This is a genomic window from Arthrobacter sp. AG258 (assembly GCF_004364695.1).
GTDB lineage: Bacteria > Actinomycetota > Actinomycetes > Actinomycetales > Micrococcaceae > Arthrobacter.
Map to the genome: position 1 here is coordinate 17,070 of NZ_SOBI01000003.1, position 19,335 is coordinate 36,404.

Genomic DNA, 19,335 nt, shown 5'->3' on the forward strand with positions numbered 1-19,335 from the left:
CTGTCCCCGAAAACCCAACCCCCGCTCACATCCTGCCGCCAAAAACCCAACCCCCGCTCACTCTCTTCAAGAGAGTGAGCGGGGGTTGGGGTTGGAATGGTAAAACGTGAGCGGGGGTTTGGGTTGGAACCGCAAAACGTGAGCGCGCGTTGGGATGCCAACGGCAATAGGTGAGCCCGCGTCGGAAGAAAAGCCGCCGGAAGTGAGCGGGCGTTCCTAGCCGGTGTTGCGCAGGCCTGCGGCAACACCGTTCACGGTGATGAGCATGGCCCGCTGGAGGCGCTCGTCGATCTCGGCCCCGCTGATTTCCGCCTCGGTCCGGATACGGCGCATCAGCTCGACCTGCAGGTAGCTGATGGGATCCAGGTACTGGTCGCGGATCTCCAGGGAACGCTTCAGCGTGGGCTGGGCGTCCAGGAGGATGTCCTCGCCGGTGAGCTTGCGGACCTCGGCCACCGTGAGTTCGTATTCCTCCCGGATGGTGCGGAACAGGTGGTGCAGTCCCTCCGGGACCAGGGTGGACACGTAGTAGCCGGCGATGTCCATGTCCGTCTTGGCCAGGGTCATCTCCACGTTGGACAGCACGGACCGGAAGAAGTTCCAGTGGTCCATCATCTCCACCAGCTGGGCGGAGTGACCGGCTTCCCGGGCAGCCTTCAACCCCGAGCCCACGCCGAACCAGCCCGGCACGATCTGCCGCGACTGCGTCCAGCCGAACACCCATGGAATGGCGCGCAGGCCGCCGAGGCCCGCGCCCGAATCCGGACGCTTGGACGGCCGGGAGCCGATGTTGAGCGACCCGAGCTGTTCCACCGGCGTGGACGCCATGAAGTAGGCGGGCAGGTCCGGGTGGTCGATCAGCTTGCGGTAGCGGTCGAACGCGGCATCCGAGATGGACTCCATGACGTGTCCGTATCGCTCCCGCTGGTCCTCGGAAGTCCGAGGGGTGCGGTGCAGGGCCGAACCCTGCAGCACCGCAGCGAGTGAGAGTTCCAGGTTCTCCCGGGCCAGTTCGGGCAGGGAGTACTTGTCCGAGATGACCTCACCCTGTTCCGTGAACTTGATTTCGCCTTCCAGGACGCCGTTGGGCTGGGCCAGGATGGCGTCATAGGTGGGTCCGCCGCCACGGCCCACGGAACCGCCGCGGCCGTGGAACAGGCGGACGCGGACACCGTGCTTGGCCGCGATATCGCGCAGCTTGCGCTGGGTCTTGTGGATCTCCCACTGGCTGGTCATGACGCCGGATTCCTTGTTCGAGTCCGAGTAGCCCAGCATCACTTCCTGGACGTCCCCGCGCAACCGCACCAGCTCCCGGTAGGAGGGATCGGACAGCAGCTGGTCGACAATCTCGGCCGAGGCCCGCAGCTCCTCCACCGTTTCCAGCAGCGGGGCGAAGCCAAGCTTGGCGTAAGGCTTGTCGCCGAACAGGTTCACCAGGCCGGCTTCGCGGGCCAGGACGGCAGCGGCGAGGACGTCGTCTGCGCCGCGGGTCATGGAGATGATGTAGGTTTCGATGACGTCCGGCCCGTACATGCGCAGGGCCCGCCGGATCTCCCGGAAGACGTCGTAGGTGCCGTCGGCGGCGCCGTCGAGCTTGATCGGGTGGCCGGAGAGCGGGCGGCGGGACGCCAGTTCGGAGCCCAGAACCTCGAAGCGTTCCTCGCGGCTCAGCTCCGCGTAGCGCAGCCCGGGGCCACCAATCCGGTCCATCAACTGCCCGACGGCGTCGTGGTGGTGGTCGGCGTGTTCGCGGATGTCCAGCGTGGCCAGGTGCAGCCCGAACGAGGCGATGGCGCGGCGCACCCGTGCCAGCGAACCGTCTGCGGCCAGGGCTGCCGAGTGGTTGCGGAGCGAGAGTTCGAGAAGCTGCAGGTCGGCCATGAGTTCATCGGTGGCGTTGTAGTCGCGCCCGTGCTCGTGGTTCGAATTGACGGCCACCCGCTTGCCCGTGTTGATGAGCTTGGCCTTGATGCAGGTGAGCTTCAGCCGGTAGGGCTCCTGCGCATTCAGTTCCAGGACCCGCTTGTCCAGGCCCGGCAGGTTCTTCAGGTCCGTATCAATTGATTCGAGCAGCGCGCGGTCGGCACCGGCCAGGGCGGTGGAGTTGGAGAGCACGGAGATCAGCTCATCGATCATGCCGATGCTGATGCGGATGGCGCTCTGGTTTTGGATCTGGAGGATTTCCCGGGTCACGGCCGCGGTGACGTTCGGGTTGCCGTCGCGGTCACCGCCGATCCAGGAACCGAACCGGATGGGTGCGTCCTTGGCGGCCAGGCTGACACCGTGCTCACCCAGGAGGTCGGCGAGTTCGGACAACATCTGCGGCATGGCGTCGGTGAGGATGCCGCCCAGGTAGTAGATGGCGTTCCGGGCCTCATCCACGGGCGTGGGCCGGACCTGGCGCAGTTCGTCGGTCTGCCACATCTGGTCGATGATCTCGGCCAGCTGCCGGTCCTGCCTCCGCCTCGCCGTTGACCCCTCGGCCGTGGAGTGGGACAGGACGTCGGAGATCTTGCGAATCTTGTCCAGGACCGAGCGGCGGGACGCTTCGGTGGGGTGTGCGGTGAAGATTGGGCGGACGTCCAGCCCGTTGACCACTTCCTGGAGGACGTCCGGGCCCGCCTGCTCGGCGATGTCCGCCACGGTCTTGGCCAGCCAGCCGTCCTTTTCCGCCCGGTTTCGCAGGCCGCGGACCCGATGGACCTGCTCGGCGGCGTTGGCCAGGTGGAAGTAGAACGCGAAGGCGCGCACCAGGTCGGTTGCCTGCTCAATCGGCAGGGAGCCGAGCAGTTCGCGGACCTGGGCGACGACGTCGTGCGCGCTCCAGGGGCCGGTGGCGTCCGCGCCGCCGCGCGCCGCTTCCTTGGATTCCTTGGTCAGCAGCCGGACCTGTTCCACGAGGTCCAGGAGTTCGGGCCCATGCTGGCGGACCAGGGATTCGCCGAGGAGGGTGGAAACACGGCGGACGTCTGCCCTCAGTTCGGAGGCCAGGTCTGTTTCGGGATGTGCTGCAGTGTGAGCCATGGAAGCTATCTTTCGAGGGTTTCGGACTTGGCTCGTACACTGCGCTGGATACTGTGAGCCACGTTACTAGCTAAAGATGCTACCCCCGGTCCGGCGCCACAGTGGAATCTGTCTCAAAAGATGTCGCCACCGGCGGAATGAACAGGAAATACCCGTGGTTGTAGCGTGGGCACACGCAACCGGAAGGAACCATGTCCACCACCACCGCAGCCAAGTTCGAGCGCTGGCAGCGCTTCCGCACCAATCGGGACAGGGCGCTGGCAGCCCCGCACGGCTGGCTCACCCTGACCTCTTTCCAGTGGCTCGAGGACTCACCTGCCGGCGTCGACCTCGCCCCGGGCCTCTGGTCCGTGGACGGCACGACGGCGGTACTCACCGCGGTCCCGGCGGACGGGCTCACGCTGGTGGAGACGGGCGAAAAGGTGGACGGCACCGTGTCCGCTGTCCTCGCGGACGAGGAGTCGCTGATGTGGGTCCGGTTCGGCGGCCCGGACGGGAACCAGGTGGTGGTGGAACTGGCGATGCGCGGCGGGAAATACGCGATCCGCACCCGGGATTCGGCCTCGCCGGTGTTCACCGAGTTCGACGGCGTCCCCACCTACCCGTACAACCCGGAGTGGGAAGTCACCGGCCGGTTCGTGCCCTACCCTGAGCCGGTGGAGGTACCGATCGGAACCGCCAACCCGCTGGTGGACGGTGTGCACCGCAGCGTGGGTGAGGTGGTCTTTGGCCTCCCCGGCAGCAGCCACGAGTTCCGGCTGCAGGCCGAGGAGGAGAAACTGGGCGCGCTGACCGTCACCTTCCACGACGAAACGAACGGCGAGACCACGGACGACTGGCGGAAGCTTTCGCTGCCCCGGCCCCGCCCGGACGGCTCCGTGGTCCTGGACTTCAACCGTGCCATCAACTACCCCAGCGCCTTCACCCCCTACGGCACCTGCCCCATGCCCGTGAAGAACAACAGCCTGGACATCCGCGTGGAGGCAGGAGAGATGCAGCCGTACCCGGGCGCGTGACCGGTTTCGACAGGCTCAACCCCCGAACGCTGACACCCCTGTGATGGCCCGGCCCACGATCAGGGTGTTGACCTCGAACGAGCCCTCGTAAGTGTAGATGGCCTCGGCGTCGGCGAAGATCTTGGCCATCCGGTAGTCGGTGACAATGCCGTTGCCGCCAAGGATGGACCGGCCCAGCGCCACGGTTTCGCGCATCCGGGCGCTGAGGTACGACTTGGCCAGGGCCACCTGCTGCATGCCCGCTGCGCCCTCGTCCTGGAGCCTGGCGATCCCAGCCATCATTCCCATGCTGGCTACGGTGTTGCCCAGCATGGTGACCAGCTGTTGCTGGATCAGCTGGAAGTGCGCCAGCGGCCGGCCGAACTGCTGACGCTCCACGGCGTACTGCCGGGCGACGTCGAACGCCGCCAGCTGCTGGCCCACCGTCTGCCAGGCCACCATGATCCGCGAACTGCGCAGCAGCTCCTTGGTGTCCTCGAAGCTGCTGATGCCGCTGAAGCGGTCCGCCTCCGGCACCCGCACGTCGCTGAAGACGATGTCCGCGTTCTGGACGGTCCGCAGCGCGATCTTGTTCTCGATCCTGCTCCGGCTGACGCCAGGCAGGCCGGCGTCCACGATGAAGCCCCGGACGGAACCGTCGGCTTCGTCGCGCGCCCAGACCAGCATGTAGTCGCAGAACGTCCCGTTGCCGATCCAACGTTTGGCGCCGTTGAGCACCCACGTGTCGCCGGCGTCGTCCGCTTCTCCGGTGCCGGAGGAAATCCGCCGGGCACGTGTCTCCATGCCGCCGGCGACGTCGGAGCCGTGCAGGGGTTCGGTGAGGGCGAAGGCGCCGGTGATCCGCAGGTTCGAGGCGTCGGCCAGCAGCCGCCGTTTCTGGTCCGGCGAGCCGAAGGCGTGCAGGGATTCGACGAAGAGGTCGTGGTGGACCAGGAAGAACGTGGCCAGGGAGGTGTCCACGCGGGTCATCTCCGCGATGACCAGCCCGGCGAACAGGTTGCTGTAGCCCCGGTGCGCCGGCGTGCTCAGTTCCAGGGCGGCCAGCTTGGGCAGGATGTGGGCAGGGAACTCGGCTTTGTTCCACCAGTCGCCGGCGTAGGGTGCCACGTCGGCGGCAAGGAAGTCCCGCAGCTCCGCCAGCTTGTTGCGCTCGGCCTGTCCCAGCATGGATTCGACGGCGAAGAAGTCCGCCGCCGGCAGGTCCGGAATGTCCGGGGAACTCATCGCGGCCCCATCCGGATGGCGCCGTCCAAGCGGATGGTCTCCCCGTTCAGCATGGCGTTATCGACGATGTGCGCCACCAGGTTGGCGTACTCCGCCGGCTTCCCCAGCCGGGACGGGTGCGGTACCTGGGCGCCCAGCGAGTCCTGGGCCTCCTGCGGCAGGCCTGCCATCATGGGCGTTTCGAAGATGCCCGGGGCGATGGTGACCACCCGGATCAGCGAGCGTGCCAGTTCCCGGGCGATGGGTAGCGTCATGGCGGCCACGGCCCCCTTGGAGGCTGAGTAGGCGGGCTGGCCGATCTGCCCGTCGAAAGCGGCCACGGATGCCGTGTTGATGATGACGCCGCGCTCCGGGCCGCCCAACCGGGTGGCGACGGGTTCGGTGGCCGCCATGGCCTCGGCCGCCAGCCGCAGCACGTTGAAGGTGCCGACCAGGTTGACCTGGACAACGCGGCTGAACGCTTCCAGCGGCAGGACGCCAGCACGGCCCAGCACCTTGCCGGGAGTGGCAATTCCTGCGCAGTTCACCACGATCCGCAGCGGGCCCAGCCCGGCGGCTGTTGCGACGGCGGCCCGCACCTCGGCTTCGCTGGTCACGTCCGCCGCGGCGAAGACGGCGGACTGCCCGGCTTGGGCGCGGCCGTTGAGGTCGTCCGCCACCGCCTGGCCGCCCGAGGAGGCGAGGTCCAGGAGCACCACCGAGGCGCCGTCGTCGAACAACCTGCGTGCGGTGGCCGCTCCCAGCCCGGAGGCCCCGCCTGTGACCAGGGCGACGCTGCCTTTGATGTCCATACATCCTCCTTGATGCGCGTGCCTCCGGCCGCGGCGCGGCCTCGGGCAACAGTTAATGAATGTTAACTGAAATACGGCGCCGCCGCACTCACCCCCGCGGAGCCGAGGACCCGGCACCGCCGCTAGGGTGGACGGCATGACCTCCAGCAGCACCTCCTTGGCCACCTGGCAGGACCGTGCGGACCACGCGGCCCGCTCCGTGACCGGGCTGTTCGGCCGGAACCTCTTGCTCCTTCCCGGAACGCACCTCGCTGCCGTGGTGTGGCAGGGCAGGCACCCGGCCGGGAAGGACGCCCCCGAGGCGGGGCAAGAACCCGTTGCGGGGCAAGAACCCGGCCGGCCGCGGGAGCGGTGGCTCGCCGCACTCCGCGGCGCAAGGCCTGCCGCGGGTCTGCTGTCCCCGTGGCACTACTGGTGGCAGGCGCATTACGTGGACTGCCTGGTGGACACCGGCCTGCGAGAGCTGGCCGGCGGAGCCACGCCGGCTGCTCGGTTCAACGGGCCGGACCGTCCCAGCGCAGGGCATCTCGCCTCACGGCTGGTCACCGGTATGAGGCTCCGCAATGCCCTGACGCTCGTGAACAGCTACTACGACGACATGGCATGGCTGGCCCTGGCGACCCTGCGGCTGGACAAGCTCGCAGAAGAAGCGCAGCGGCCCGGACGCCGGCGCAACGCCCGGGTGCGTTCCGCATTGGCCCTGCAGTTCGACTCCGCCTGCACCGACGATTTGGGCGGGGGGACGTTCTGGAGCAAGAAGCGCGATTTCAAGAACACGCCGGCCACGGCACCTGTGGCGTTGTTCTATGCCCGCACCGGCCGGCGCGGCATGGCACAGACGCTGCTGGACTGGCTGGACGCCACCCTCTTCGACCAGGACCAGGGACTCTACCTCGACGGTGCACGGCTGGGTACTGCCGGGGATGTGCTGGTGGAACGGTCGCTGTACACCTACAACCAAGGCCCGGTCCTGGGCGCCCTCCTGGAACTGGGCGGCGACTCCAACCTGGCCCGGGCCGCCGCACTGGTGGACTCCGTCCAGCGGCTGCTGACCGTTCCGGCAGCCGGCGGCAACGCCAACGCCGGCACGGTGCTGCGCTGCGAAGGAACGGGCGACGGCGGTCTCTTCACCGGGATCCTCTGCAGGTACCTCGCGCTTGCCGCGGCGGACCGGCGGCTACCCGGGCCTGCCCGCGCTGCGGCCGCTGCGTTGGTGCTGGACACCGCCGAGGCGTTCTGGGCCGGACGGCGGCCGGTGGGCGCCGGTGAAGCAAAGGCGCCCCTGGCCGGCAGGAGCATCTTCTCCGTTCACGCCTGCCAACCCGCGGACCGGACCTATCCGTCGGGAGTGCCGGTGGAGCTCGCCACCCAGCTGCAGGCCTGGATGACGCTGGAGGCAGCGGCCACGGTCATGTCCGCCGGCCGGGCCACTGAACAGCCCGGTCCGGCCGTATGACAGGCAAGCCCGGCCAAACCGGCAGGGCCTGCGCTCAGCGGATACCGGACAGTGGCGTGACTGTCCCGGCTTTCAGCGTCAGGGGCACGTCAGCGGCCAACCGGACCTCTTTCGGGCCTGCTGGCGGGAACATGAGGGAGGTCAGGGACTGTCCGTCCACGAAAACCTCCACGGAGGACCGGTCCACGTAGGCGGTCAGCTGCACGGTCCCGCCGGCGGTGCGCGCCTCCACCGAGCGGGCCTGGCGGTACTCGCCGCTGCCCTCGGAGGGTCCCTTCCCCTGGCCGCCGGCCGCGGCGTCCCCGTCCCGGGTGATGAAGGCCCGGCCGGCCGCGAAGTCGTAGCCGATGGTGGCGTAGGTGGTGCCACCGCTTTGCAGGAGCAGGGTGGCTTTCCCGGTGCCGTCGGCGGGTTTTTCCAGCTCGACGTCGGCCTTGAACGCTCCGGTGTCCGGGATGGGCAGGGTACGGGCATCCCGGATCGGGCCGGCAGGCACCTGGACAGGCGTCCCTTCCAAGGACTGGAGCGCAGGGGTGGGCGCCTGCACCAGGGCGGGGCGGCCGGCGCCGGACGCGAGCCGGATGTCGCGGACCACCGAAGCCGCCCCGAACCAACCGTCAGTGGGCAACTCCCGGGCATAGGCCCAGTTGTTCATCCAGCCGATGGCGTGCCGGGATGCCTTCCGCTGGCCATCGCTTTGGCGCGGATCATCCCAGGTGACGGCCGCGTAGAAGTCCGCCCCGCCGTCGAGCCACTGGTGGCCGCCGTCCGCCGTGAAGGCCTTGCCGTCGAAAGTGCCGGTCCAGTAAGCCAGGCCGGTGGTGCGGCCTTCCTTGGAACCGTTGGCGCTCGCGGCCAGGACCCAGGTGCGTTTGGCGGGGTCGCCGTCGATGTCCATTTGGAAGAAGTCCGGGCACTCCAGGATTCCCAGCCCGTCCTGCACGAACCCGGACATGTAGGTCCACCGCTTAAGGTCGGGGGAGGTATAGAACCCGATCTTGTGGCCCTCAGCGAGGAGCATGAGCCACTGGTTGTTGGCGTCGTCGCGGACAATGCGCGGGTCCCGCCAGTGCTCCGCGCCGGGGTTTTCCATCACCGGGTTCTGTCCATAGCTTTGGAAGCTGTAGCCCTGGTCCGTGGAGTAGAAAAGGGACTGGCGCTGCACGCCGTCGAGCTGCTGGGTGAGCACCGCGATGACCGCCCCCTTGCCAAAGCCCGCGGTGCCTTCCGTGTCCACCACGGCGGAGCCGGTCTCGATGTCCCCCAGTCCGTTGCGGAACTTGGGGATGGCCACGCCCCGGTTCTCCCAGTGCACCAGATCGGTGCTGGTGGCGTGGAACCATTCGGTCCCGTTCCCTTCCGGATAGTCGGCGTTGTAGAGGTAGTAGTAATGCCAGAGACCATCCAGGAAGAAGGGCCGCTGGGGATCATTCATCCACCGCTGGTCCGGGGTGAGATGGTAGGCAGGCCGGTAGCCGGTTTGGCCAGCCGGTGGCGCCTGCGGCCCCGGGGGAGCCGTTGATGCTGGCGGTGCCGTGGATGCCGTGGGTGCCGTGGGTGCCGCACCATCGTGTTGTCCGTCGACCGTCCGTGTGTTTCCGGTAATCACCAGGGCCGCCGCCACCAGGAGCACGGCCACGGCTGCGGCCGTCCACAGAAGGGGGCGGCGCCGAAGGGCGGCATACGCCGGTCCGAAAATTTTGGGGAGCATGGGGTCATCGATCCGTCGCTGAACGCACAAGTGCCGTCCCCCGGGTCGGGGAACGGCACCAGCGCAAGTGAACCGTCAATTTTACCCGGCAGGCCGCCGGGAGCCGAATCCGGTTCGTCATGCGGCCGCAGCTAGTCACGGCCTGCGGGGCGCTTCTTCTGGGGATACGGCGTCTCGCCCCGTGCCAGCATCTCCACGAACGCGGCGATCCGGCGTTCCCGGGTGGCTGCCTGCTTGGCCGTGTTGGTCCGGAACACCAGGGCGAACAGGTTGGTCTTGGTCAGGACATCGAACATCTCCTGCGCGGCCGGGTTCGCGGCGATCGCTGCCGCAAGGTCCGGGGGGACCTCCACGTCGGCCTGGCCGCCGTAGGCTGCTTCCCAGCGGCCGTCCGCCTTGGCCGCGGCAACTGCCGCCCTGCCGGCGTCGGTCATTTTTCCCTCCGCTTCCAGCCGGGCGACATGTCCCACGTTCCGGGCGGACCAGATACTCCTGGGCCGCCGGGGTGTCATCCGCTGAAACGAGCTTTCATCATCGCGGCGCCGGAGCTGCCCGTCGATCCAGCCAAAGCACAGGGCCTCATCCAGGGCCGCCGGATAGTCGAGGCCGGTCACCGTGCCGCCCTTCTTATGCAGCACCAGCCAGACGCCGGGGCTGGTGCTGTGGTTCGCTTCCAGCCACGCGCGCCAGGCAGCGGCGTCGGGCACCAGCAGTTCCTCGAGGTCATCGGCCATGGCCCCATTCTGCCGGGAAAATGACCTGCCACAAGCCCCTGCGCACCGGCCGGCCACGTGGCATCATGGCCATACAGCCGCACGCCACCCAGCACCAAGGACAACGCCATGCTCCGAGTCCGCCCCGTCCACTTCACCTCGCGCACCGACACCTGGAAGCAGTTCCTTACCGTACTGGGGATGGCACAAACAGAGGACGACGGCGGCTGGCAGGTCTTCGATTCCGCGTCCGGCCGCCTGGCGCTCCATGGGGCGGAGGCCGGGTCCGGGCAGGACGGCCGCACCGTCTTCGCGGTGGAGGTGGGCGACGTGGCAGAGTTTGCCCGCCGCACCAACGACTCGGCACAGGAGGAGGCAACCGTGCCCGCCGAACTGGTCACGGCCGACCACGGCGAAGCCTGCCGCATCAGCGCGCCGGACGGCTTCAGCTTCCTGGCCGACAAGGCCGTCCACGAGGCCCAGTGCGCCGACGCCGACCCCGCCCTTGCCGTCGTCGCCGTCTGGTACACCGCAGATCCGGAAGCTGCCGTCCGCACCATGTTGCATATCGGGGCGCGGCCGCGGCCCGTGCCCGACGACGACGAAACCGCCGACTTCACGGCCAAGAACGGCGGCGTCCTGCTGGTCCGGGCGGCGTCCGGGCCGTCCCGCTCCGGCCTGGGCTTCGAGTACGGCGGCCCGCTGGAACCGTTGCGGGAGCGGCTCGCTGGAGCCGGTTTCCCGGCCAGCCTCACCGAGGAGGCCTTCGGGAGCACCCTCCACGTGGCCAATCCGGACGCTGGCAGCCCCAACGCGCCCGCCACCGTCTGGATCTCGGAGCGCCGCCCCATGGGGTAGAACTTAACCATGAACGTGCGCACACCTGACCCGAATCCCGGCTGGCTCTCCGAAGAAGACCTCTTTGAGGCGCGCGGGCGGCTGCCCATGGTGTACGTGGAGGCAGTTCCGGTCAGGCTGGACCCGCTGGGCTACGTCAACGAGGTGGGAACGCTGCTGCAGGCCGATGCCGACGGGACCATGGTGCGCTCCCTGGTGTCCGGCCGGGTCATCTACCGCGAGACCATCCGCGCCGCCCTGCTGCGGCACATGGAAAAGGACTTGGGCCCCTTGGCGTTCCCCCAGCTTCCGCTCAGCCCCGTGCCGTTCACGGTGGCCGAATACTTCCCGGCACCGTCCCAGACAGGGTTCACCGACGAGCGGCAACACGCCGTGTCCCTGGCCTACATCATCCCGGTCACGGGCGAGTGCGAACCCCGCCAGGACGCCCTGGAACTGACGTGGATGACCCCGGAAGAAGTGCTCAGCCCGGGCGTCCAGATGGAGTTTTCCGGCGGCCGCGGCGGCCTCATCCGGCAGGCCCTGGCCTTCGCAGGCGTGGGCTTCTGACCACCCCGCCGGGACGTGGGGGTCCCCGGTTTTAGGTGCCCGGCTTTGTAGACTGTAGGGCGGACCGCAAGAGAACTTAAGGACTCCCATGACCGAAACACCAGCCGCCAGGCACCACCGTGAACAGCAGGCTGGATCTCTGACCACCGGCACCCACATCCTCCTTCCGGACGGCCAACGCACCGCCGAAATCGACCAGGTGGAGCTTGAGCGGGACGACTACGGCTCCCCGGCCCTGGTACTGGCGAGCCTTTCCGGCGGCGGAACGCTGAGGGTTGCCGTGGGCGCCACGGTCACCGTTGTGGATGGAGCGCACGACGACGTCACGCAGCTTCCGCTGCCGGCGGACCTTCCAGAGGCCGCACCTTTGCCCGAGGCGGGAGCCGCGCCGTCCCAGCCGGCGGCCGGGACGGGCCCCATTGCGGTGGCGCCCGCCGTCGTCCTTCCCCCGCTGCCGCCCGCGCCGCCCGCCGTGAACGGGCCCAGCGAGGAGGAGCTCGCGCTCATCCCGGCGCCGGCCGGCACCCCTGAGTCCGTGGTGGAAGCCGCCGCGGAAGCGCACCCGGATGCGGAGGGTGTCCTGCTCCTGGCCGACCGGCTGTCCAAAGGGGTCAACTTCAAGTCCGGCAGCTGCCTGAAGGACCTCAGCGACCTCGCGCACGAACTGTTCGTCACGCTCAAGGACGCAGACGCCGCGCTGTCCGTCGCGGACCTCCTCACCGTGCTGCCCTACGACGGCAACCCGGGCCGGTGGACCTCCGTGGAAGCATCCCTGGCACTGGCCAGCTACATCTGCCGGCAGGACGGCCAGGATAAACGCGCCGAGGTCTACGAGAAACTGATCCGTACCCCGGAAAACCAGGAAACGGATCCGTTCAAGGCTCGCATGGCGGCCAAGGTTCGGCAGCGCTCACTCAACGAGCCCAACCTGTACGACAAGGAAATCTTCCGCTCGATCGACAACTCCAACCACGACGCAGAACGCGAATGGCGGCTCCTGCGGCTGGAGTCCCTGCTGTTCCTGCGAGCCCACGGCGGTTCGGAAACCATCGGCATGACCGAACTTGAACGGCGCATCAGCAACGAGCTGGAGGCAGTCCGAGCCTGAGCCCGGCGGCGACCCTCCGGCGGTAAAAATTCCCCCTACCCGGGGCGTAGCCGGAGTTGTACATTCGGGGCTATGACGAACAATCTCAGCGTAGTGATCAACGCCGACGCGCCGCAGGTCTGGACCATGCTGCGTGAACCGTCCAAGGTGGCCCAGTGGCACGGCTGGCAGGCCGAGGACCTGGAGTCCGAGATCAAGCAGATCTATTTCTCCGGCGACGAACAGGAATCCGCGGACCATACCAGCCTGACGGTGCACGGCGGGGACACGTTCGAACTCCACCCGGTGCCGGAAGGGACAAGGGTCAGCGTCACACGCGGGGCGCTCGACCACAATTCGGAGTGGGCAGCCTGGGACGAGGACATCACCCAAGGGTGGCTGACGTTCCTTCAGCAGCTCCGCTTCGCGCTGGAACGCCACCCGCACGGCAAGCGGCACACCCTGTTCCTGCACCTGACGGACGGGAAGGGCTCGGCCATCGAAAAACTCGGGCTGAAGGACCTTCCGGCCCCGGGCGAGCCGTACCAGGTCACTTTAGATACCGGAGAGGAAATCAGCGGCAAGGTCTGGTACCGGACCAGCCACCAAGTGGGCCTCACCGTGCACAGTTACGCCGAGCACGGCGAAGGGCTGCTGGTGGTTGCGGACCACCCTGCCATCAAGGACGTCCGTGCGGAGGGCGACGGTTCGCTGGTGGTGGTTTCCACCTATGACCTTGGCGCCGGAGCCTTCGACGCCGTGCGTTCCGCCTGGGATTCTTGGCGGGAGGCCAACTACCCCGGGACGGACCCAGCCAGCTGACGCTCCGCCGCCGGCCTGCCCGGGACCGGTTGCCGGCGTCGTAAGGTTTGCTGGCAGACTGGTGTGGTGCCTGCCAACCCTGCCTTCGCCCTGCCTGAAACCCAATCGCAGTTCTCTTTCACCGTAGGCACGCGGCTGGCGGACTCCTGCCCGCCGTCAGCGGCCCAAGAAAGGGAAAACGGCGGCGAGTTCCTGGGCCGCACCGGCACCATCACCACCCCGCACGGTGAGATCCAGACGCCGGCGTTCATCGCCGTCGGCACCAAAGCAACGGTCAAGGCGGTACTGCCGGAATCGATGGCGGACCTGGGCGCGCAGGCCCTGCTGGCCAATGCCTACCACCTGTACCTTCAGCCCGGCCCGGACATCCTGGACGAGGCCGGCGGCCTGGGCGCCTTCATGAACTGGTCCGGTCCCACGTTCACGGACTCCGGCGGTTTCCAGGTGATGAGCCTGGGGTCCGGGTTCAAGAAGGTCATCGACATGAAGACTGTTGCTGCCGCGGGCGCACCCGGCCCGGATGACGCCGTGGCCCCCGGCAAAGAGCGCCTGGCGCACATCGACGACGACGGTGTCTGGTTCAAATCCCACCTCAATGGCGACCGCCACCGCTTCTCCCCGGAAATTTCCATGCAGGTCCAGCACCAGATCGGCGCGGACATCATGTTCGCGTTCGACGAGCTCACCACCTTGCAGAACTCCCGCCGCTACCAGGAAGAGTCCCTGGAGCGCACCCGGCTGTGGGCGGTGCGGTGCATTGAGGAGCACTTCCGCCTGACGGAGGACCGCGCGGGCAAGCCGTACCAAGCCCTGTTCGGCGTGATCCAGGGGGCACAGTACGAGGACCTCCGCCGGAAGGCGTGCCGGGACCTTGGTGCCATGCCGTTCGACGGTTTCGGTATTGGCGGGGCCTTGGAGAAGGAGAACCTGGGCACGATCGTCCGCTGGTGCAACGAGGAACTGCCGGAGGACAAGCCGCGCCACCTGCTGGGGATTTCCGAGCCTGACGACATCTTTACGGCCATCGAAAACGGCGCCGATACGTTCGACTGCGTCTCCCCCACCCGCGTGGCCCGGAACTCGGCCTTCTACACGCCTTACGGCCGGTTCAACCTTTCCGGCGCCAAATACAAGCGCGATTTCGGGCCCCTGCAGGAAGGCTGCGACTGCTACGCGTGTGCCAACTACTCCCGGGCATACATCCACCACCTGTTCAAGGCCAAGGAAATGGTGTCCGCCACCCTCATCTCCATCCACAACGAGCGGTTCGTGGTGAAGATGGTGGACGACGCCCGGCTGGCCATCGAGTCCGGCACGTTCTTCGACTTCAAGGCGGAAACCCTGGGCCGGTACTACTCCTGAGCGTTGCTCCCGGCAGCCTCCGCTATCCTGACCAGATGCTCATTGAGATCCAGGCCGCAGCAGGCCCTGCCGAAGCCCTTGTCGCCCGTCCGTCCAGCGGAACCGGCCCGTTCCCCGGCGTGATCCTTTACATGGACGCCTTTGGCCTGCGCCCCCGCATCGAGGAGATGGCGCAGCGCATCGCGGACTGGGGCTACGTGGTGCTGGCCCCCAACGTCTTCTACCGGGACGGAACCGTGGAGCAGCTGGCCCCGGCCGTTGACATGTCCACCCAGGAAGGCCGGGAAGCGGCCGGCAAGGCGGCGTTCCCGCGGGTCGGGCACCTGACGTCGGACAAGGCGCTGCCGGACATCGATGCGTGGGTTGCCGCGCTGGCCGGGCTCGACGGCGTTGCCCCCGGCCCCATCGGAACCACCGGCTACTGCATGGGCGCCCGACTTGCCGTCCGGACCGCCACTGCGCACCCCGCGGTAGTGGCAGCCTGCGGTGGCTTCCACGGCGGCGGCCTGGCCACGGACGAGCCGGACAGCCCGCACCGTGGGCTGGGGAACGCACGGGCCCGCTTCGTGTTCGGCCACGCCGACAACGACAGGAGCATGGCCCCGGACGCCGTGGCCCGCTTGGGCGACGCGCTGCGGGACACGGGCTTGGAGGCGTCCAACGTCATCTACACCGGGGCTCCCCACGGGTACACGATGGCGGACACGTCGGCCTTCCACCCTGAAGCCACGGAACGACATTTCCGTGAACTGCGGGCCCTCCTGGACGGGACGCTGAAGGCCTGACCCGGCCGGCCGCCGTCGAACTCGCCGGAACGCTGCCGGATCGCCGGAACGTTGCGGCGAGCTGGACGGCTTGCGGCGAGCCCGGGGGCAGGGCGGCCCTGGCAGGTTTTCCACATGACGACGGCGGCGCCTTCCTGAGTTGCCGCAGCGGCAGGATCCTGTCCGGATGACACTCCAGCCGCCTTTCCGTCTCCCCTCCCTTCCGAGCACCGGCAACCTATGGCGGACGGCGCAGTTGCACGAGAGCGGCCTCAATTCCCGGGCCATCAAGGCATTGGTCCTCCACGGGAAGCTGGTACGGCTTCGCCACGGCTGCTACATCCGCGCCGAGCTGTGGGAGAAGCAGACAAGTCCCGTCCGCAGCAAGCAGTTGATTCGCGCGCACGCGCACGGGACGCTGACCACCTCATCGGGCGGCTATGTGTACAGCCATACCTCTGCGGCCCGGATGCACGCTCTGCACCTGTGGGCAGTCGATGACACGATCCACCTTCTGCTGCCGCGGAATCCTTCCAGCGAGCGGCTCGGCAAGGATGTCCAAGGCCATACCCGGCCGTGGACAGCGTCGGAGGTGGTCACCCTCGGCGGCCTCAGGGTGACCTCGCTGGAGCGGACGGTAGTTGATTGCGCCATGATGCTGGGTTACCGCCAGGCACTGGTACTGACCGATCATGCCCTCCGGCTTGGGGCCGACAAAACCCTCCTCGAAAGCATGGCCGAGGGGCTGGAGGGGCGCCGCGGGATCCGGACCCTCCGGCGCGCCCTAAACCATGCAGATCCACGTTCGGAGTCAGCCGGCGAAACACTGACCCGAGAACTCCTGATGCGGCTGAAACTTCCCCTGCCGGAGCCCCAGGTGTTGGTAGCAACTCGTGCCGGCCGGTACCGGCTGGATTTCGCCTGGAAGGACAAGAAGGTGGCACTCGAATTCGACGGGAAAGCGAAGTACTTCGACTACCGGCCAACGGCTGAGGCGTTGTTTCAGGAGCGGCAGCGCGAGAAGGCCCTCACCGAGAACGGCTGGACCTTCCTTCGCCTGACCTGGGCCGACCTCTTCCGTGAACATGAGTTCAAAGCCCGTGTCCTGGCCGCACTTGGGCGGTAGCCAAACCGCCGGGTGGAGCGCCAGATCGCCGGAACGGGACCAGGTCGCCGGTTCTTTCCGGCGACCTGGCATCTTTCCGGCGATCTGACACCCACGCGGCGTGAAGCGCCACACCCGGGCCGGTGCCGGAACACAGCGATTATCGGATCCCAAGCATTCTTTGAACACGTTCAGTTTTATGTCACACTCGTTTTTGAACACGTTCAAGAATGGGGAGACGCGGTGGTTGCCAAGAGTGAACAGACCCGGCAGCGGGTGGCGGACACTGCGCTGCGCATGTTCCGTGAGATCGGCTTCGAGAAGACCACCATGCGCGCCATCGCTGCCGAGGCAGGCGTTTCCGTAGGCAACGCCTACTACTACTTCGCGTCCAAGGACGATCTTGTCCACGAGTTGTACATCCAGGTGCAGGCCGAGCACGCTGCCCTGGCCTCCGAAGCGCTGGAGCGGACCGCCGGATTCGCTGAGCGGCTGAAGGCCACATTGCATGCCGGCCTTGACGTCATGGCCCCGTACCACCGCTTCGGAGCGGACTTCGTGGCCACCGCCATCCGGCCAACATCGCCGGTGAACCCGTTCTCCGGGGGCTCAACCCTCGCTCGGGAAGCAGCCCTGGATATCTTCAGGAACACGGTGGACGGGACCCGCCCTGCCGTACCGAAAAAGGTGCGGGACGACCTGCCGGAACTGCTCTGGCTCTGCTACATGGGCATCACCCTGTTCTGGGTCTACGACACCTCCGAGGGCCAGCGGCGGACCAGGAAACTGGTGGACGGAGCGGCTCCACTGGTGGCCCGCGGACTGGCACTTGCCCGCATCCCGGGAGTCGGCAAGGTGCTGGACGACGTCCTCGACCTGAGCCGCAGCATCCGCGGTTAAGAAAGACAACAACCATTGGGGGAAAAGGTGGACAGCACAAGGACAGTTGTACTGGCAGGCGCTTCGGGCTTCATTGGCACCTACCTGCGCCGGCGTTTCCAGGAGGACGGCTGGATGGTGCGGACCATAGGACGCAAGGGAACCGGCAGTTCCGCGGCAGCATGGGCCGACGACGCCGGCATGGCCCGGGTGCTCAACGGCGCCGAACTGGTGGTGAACCTCGCCGGACGCTCCGTCTCGTGCCGTTACAGCGAGCGGAACAAGGGGGTGATCATGGACTCGAGGGTGTCCACCACCAAGGCACTCGGCCGGGCCATCGCGCGGTGCCAGGAGCCGCCGTCGACCTGGCTGAATGCCAGCACCGGAACCATCTACCGCGATGCCCGCGATCGTCCCCAGTCCGAGTTCGACGGCGAGCTGGGCACCGGCTTCTCGGTGGACGTGGCCAAAGCTTGGGAAGCCGCCCTTGAGTCGGCGGTCACACCGGGAACCCGGAAGATCCCCCTGCGGATCGCTATCGTGCTGGGCCGCGGTGGCGGTGCACTGGCTCCGTTCGCCAACCTCGCACGGCTGGGGCTGGGCGGCCACATGGGGGATGGCTGGCAGAAGTTCAGCTGGGTCCATGTGGAGGACCTGTACCGCAGCATCCGCTTCCTGCACGCGCGGACCGGCATCGCAGGGCCGGTAAATGTGGCTTCACCGGACGTGGTGAGCAACCGGGAGATGATGCGTTTGGTGCGCCGGGCCTACGGCGCGCGCTTCGGCATACCTACCCCGGGATGGCTCCTTCGGGCAGGCGCCATCCTGATCCGCACGGAGACCGAACTCGTTCTGAAGAGCAGGTGGGTACAGCCGCAGAAACTGCTCGACGCGGGCTTCGTTTACAGCCAGCCGGAGCTGGGGCAGGCCCTGCTTCAGATCGCCCGGTCCCGGCCGTGAACCGCCTGCTCCACGTCCCCTTTGGACCAGGGGCATTCCTGCCCGGCGCCGCGCTGACAGGCTCTGAGCCGCTGGATTCCTGACCATATGACGTCCCGATGCCCTGTACGTCACCACATGGAAAGCGCCCGACGCCGGGTGGCAGGATGGGGGCATGACTTCCGCTACCCCTGATGCAACGCTGTCCGTCAACGGTCCCGCCGTCGTCCTCACCATCGCAGGTTCCGAGGCAACCGGCGGTGCCGGCGCCCAGGCCGACCTGAAGACATTCCAGGAGCTGGGCGTCTTCGGCATCGCGAACCTGACCTGCATCGTCTCCTTCGACCCGAAGGACAGCTGGAACCACCGCTTCGTGCCGGTGGACCAGCAGGTGATCGCTGACCAGCTGGAGGCGACGACGGCGGCGTATGGTCCGGCCTCCGGCGCACCGTCCGCGCTGGACACGGTGAAGATCGGCATGCTGGGCAGCCCGGCAACGATCAGCACGGTGGCCTCCGCGCTGCAGGAAAACAGCTTCGCCAACGTGGTCCTGGATCCGGTGCTGATCTGCAAAGGCCAGGAACCGGGCCATGCGCTGGACACGGACCAGGCCCTGAAAGCCCAGATCCTGCCGCTGGCAACCTTCGTGACGCCGAACCACTTCGAGGCGGAGTCCCTGTCCGGGCTGGAGATCACCGACGTCGAGTCCCTGAAGGCCGCCGCCGTCCGCATCCACGAACTCAGCGGTGCAGCAGTCCTGGCCAAGGGCGGGGTGCGGCTGGAAGGCCCGGACGCCGTCGACGTCTTCTACGACGGTGAGACCCTGGAAGTCCTCACAGCCCCGAAGGTGGGCGAAGTTGCCGTCTCCGGTGCCGGCTGCTCGCTCGCCGCAGCCGTGACCGCGGAGCTGGCCAAGGGCGCCACGCCATTGGATGCAGCCCGGACCGCCAAGGACTTCGTCACCGCCGGTATCCGCAACCGCGTAGCCTCGGGCGCCCCGTTCGATGCGCTCTGGCAGGGCGGAGCCCGGTAGAA

Annotated in this window: 17 protein-coding genes; 12 read left to right on the forward strand and 5 right to left on the reverse strand. The window is 67.7% G+C overall.

Translation table 11 applies throughout. The features are described from left to right. Window positions 1–216: 216 nt before the first annotated feature. Window positions 217–3,024: a phosphoenolpyruvate carboxylase gene (gene ppc, locus DFO47_RS06385; RefSeq protein ID WP_133831086.1), complete on the reverse strand. Its 2,808-nt coding sequence runs from the start codon at window positions 3,022–3,024 to the stop codon at window positions 217–219. A 191-nt stretch (window positions 3,025–3,215) separates the two neighbouring features. Here ppc and DFO47_RS06390 point away from each other — a divergent pair, with 191 nt between their 5' ends. Further along, complete coding sequence (locus DFO47_RS06390; RefSeq protein WP_133831087.1) at window positions 3,216–4,040, forward strand: DUF1684 domain-containing protein; 825 nt, start codon at window positions 3,216–3,218, stop codon at window positions 4,038–4,040. 15 nt (window positions 4,041–4,055) lie between these two features. Here the strand turns inward: DFO47_RS06390 and DFO47_RS06395 are convergent, their stop codons facing one another. Further along, entirely contained in the window at window positions 4,056–5,264 is a 1,209-nt protein-coding gene (locus tag DFO47_RS06395; RefSeq protein ID WP_133831088.1) for an acyl-CoA dehydrogenase family protein, read from the reverse strand. After that, window positions 5,261–6,055 carry an SDR family NAD(P)-dependent oxidoreductase gene (locus DFO47_RS06400; RefSeq protein ID WP_133831089.1) on the reverse strand — a complete coding sequence of 265 codons (795 nt, stop codon included), beginning with the start codon at window positions 6,053–6,055 and terminating at the stop codon, window positions 5,261–5,263. The genes DFO47_RS06395 and DFO47_RS06400 overlap by 4 nt, the downstream gene beginning before the upstream one ends. Window positions 6,056–6,191: 136 nt before the next feature. On the opposite strand from DFO47_RS06400, the gene DFO47_RS06405 reads away from it, so the two are divergent. Next, window positions 6,192–7,511 carry a glycoside hydrolase family 76 protein gene (locus DFO47_RS06405; RefSeq protein ID WP_133831090.1) on the forward strand — a complete coding sequence of 440 codons (1,320 nt, stop codon included), beginning with the start codon at window positions 6,192–6,194 and terminating at the stop codon, window positions 7,509–7,511. Between the two features lie 34 nt (window positions 7,512–7,545). On the opposite strand, the gene DFO47_RS06410 is transcribed toward DFO47_RS06405, so the two are convergent. Together DFO47_RS06410 and DFO47_RS06415 are read right to left on the reverse strand one after the other, a co-directional pair. Next, window positions 7,546–9,222: a glycoside hydrolase family 32 protein gene (locus DFO47_RS06410; protein WP_133831091.1), complete on the reverse strand. Its 1,677-nt coding sequence runs from the start codon at window positions 9,220–9,222 to the stop codon at window positions 7,546–7,548. A 131-nt stretch (window positions 9,223–9,353) separates the two neighbouring features. Further along, window positions 9,354–9,956 (reverse strand): YdeI/OmpD-associated family protein, encoded by a 603-nt coding sequence (locus DFO47_RS06415; protein WP_018763776.1) that lies wholly within the window; start codon window positions 9,954–9,956, stop codon window positions 9,354–9,356. A gap of 108 nt (window positions 9,957–10,064) precedes the next feature. Between DFO47_RS06415 and DFO47_RS06420 the strand changes: the two genes are divergently transcribed. The 10 genes from DFO47_RS06420 to DFO47_RS06465 all read left to right on the forward strand — a co-directional run bounded on the left by DFO47_RS06420 (window position 10,065) and on the right by DFO47_RS06465 (window position 19,333). Beyond that, window positions 10,065–10,793 carry a VOC family protein gene (locus DFO47_RS06420; protein WP_133831092.1) on the forward strand — a complete coding sequence of 243 codons (729 nt, stop codon included), beginning with the start codon at window positions 10,065–10,067 and terminating at the stop codon, window positions 10,791–10,793. Between the two features lie 9 nt (window positions 10,794–10,802). Beyond that, window positions 10,803–11,342 (forward strand): NUDIX hydrolase family protein, encoded by a 540-nt coding sequence (locus tag DFO47_RS06425; protein ID WP_018763774.1) that lies wholly within the window; start codon window positions 10,803–10,805, stop codon window positions 11,340–11,342. Between the two features lie 88 nt (window positions 11,343–11,430). Further along, the gene (locus DFO47_RS06430) at window positions 11,431–12,450 is read left to right on the forward strand and encodes a DUF6707 family protein (protein WP_133831093.1); all 1,020 of its coding nucleotides are present in this window, start codon (window positions 11,431–11,433) and stop codon (window positions 12,448–12,450) included. A gap of 72 nt (window positions 12,451–12,522) precedes the next feature. Next, window positions 12,523–13,251 (forward strand): hypothetical protein, encoded by a 729-nt coding sequence (locus DFO47_RS06435; protein WP_109045899.1) that lies wholly within the window; start codon window positions 12,523–12,525, stop codon window positions 13,249–13,251. 66 nt (window positions 13,252–13,317) lie between these two features. After that, complete coding sequence (gene tgt, locus DFO47_RS06440; protein ID WP_109045926.1) at window positions 13,318–14,613, forward strand: tRNA guanosine(34) transglycosylase Tgt; 1,296 nt, start codon at window positions 13,318–13,320, stop codon at window positions 14,611–14,613. A gap of 35 nt (window positions 14,614–14,648) precedes the next feature. Next, window positions 14,649–15,398, forward strand: a complete 750-nt coding sequence (locus DFO47_RS06445) for a dienelactone hydrolase family protein (RefSeq protein ID WP_133831094.1) — start codon at window positions 14,649–14,651, stop codon at window positions 15,396–15,398. Between the two features lie 166 nt (window positions 15,399–15,564). Continuing rightward, window positions 15,565–16,503 (forward strand): type IV toxin-antitoxin system AbiEi family antitoxin domain-containing protein, encoded by a 939-nt coding sequence (locus DFO47_RS06450; protein WP_133831095.1) that lies wholly within the window; start codon window positions 15,565–15,567, stop codon window positions 16,501–16,503. A gap of 222 nt (window positions 16,504–16,725) precedes the next feature. Further along, entirely contained in the window at window positions 16,726–17,382 is a 657-nt protein-coding gene (locus DFO47_RS06455) for a TetR family transcriptional regulator (RefSeq protein WP_133831096.1), read from the forward strand. Window positions 17,383–17,409: 27 nt separating this feature from the next. Beyond that, window positions 17,410–18,321 carry a TIGR01777 family oxidoreductase gene (locus tag DFO47_RS06460; protein WP_133831097.1) on the forward strand — a complete coding sequence of 304 codons (912 nt, stop codon included), beginning with the start codon at window positions 17,410–17,412 and terminating at the stop codon, window positions 18,319–18,321. A gap of 154 nt (window positions 18,322–18,475) precedes the next feature. Beyond that, entirely contained in the window at window positions 18,476–19,333 is an 858-nt protein-coding gene (locus DFO47_RS06465) for a hydroxymethylpyrimidine/phosphomethylpyrimidine kinase (RefSeq protein WP_133831098.1), read from the forward strand. Window positions 19,334–19,335: the final 2 nt, after the last annotated feature.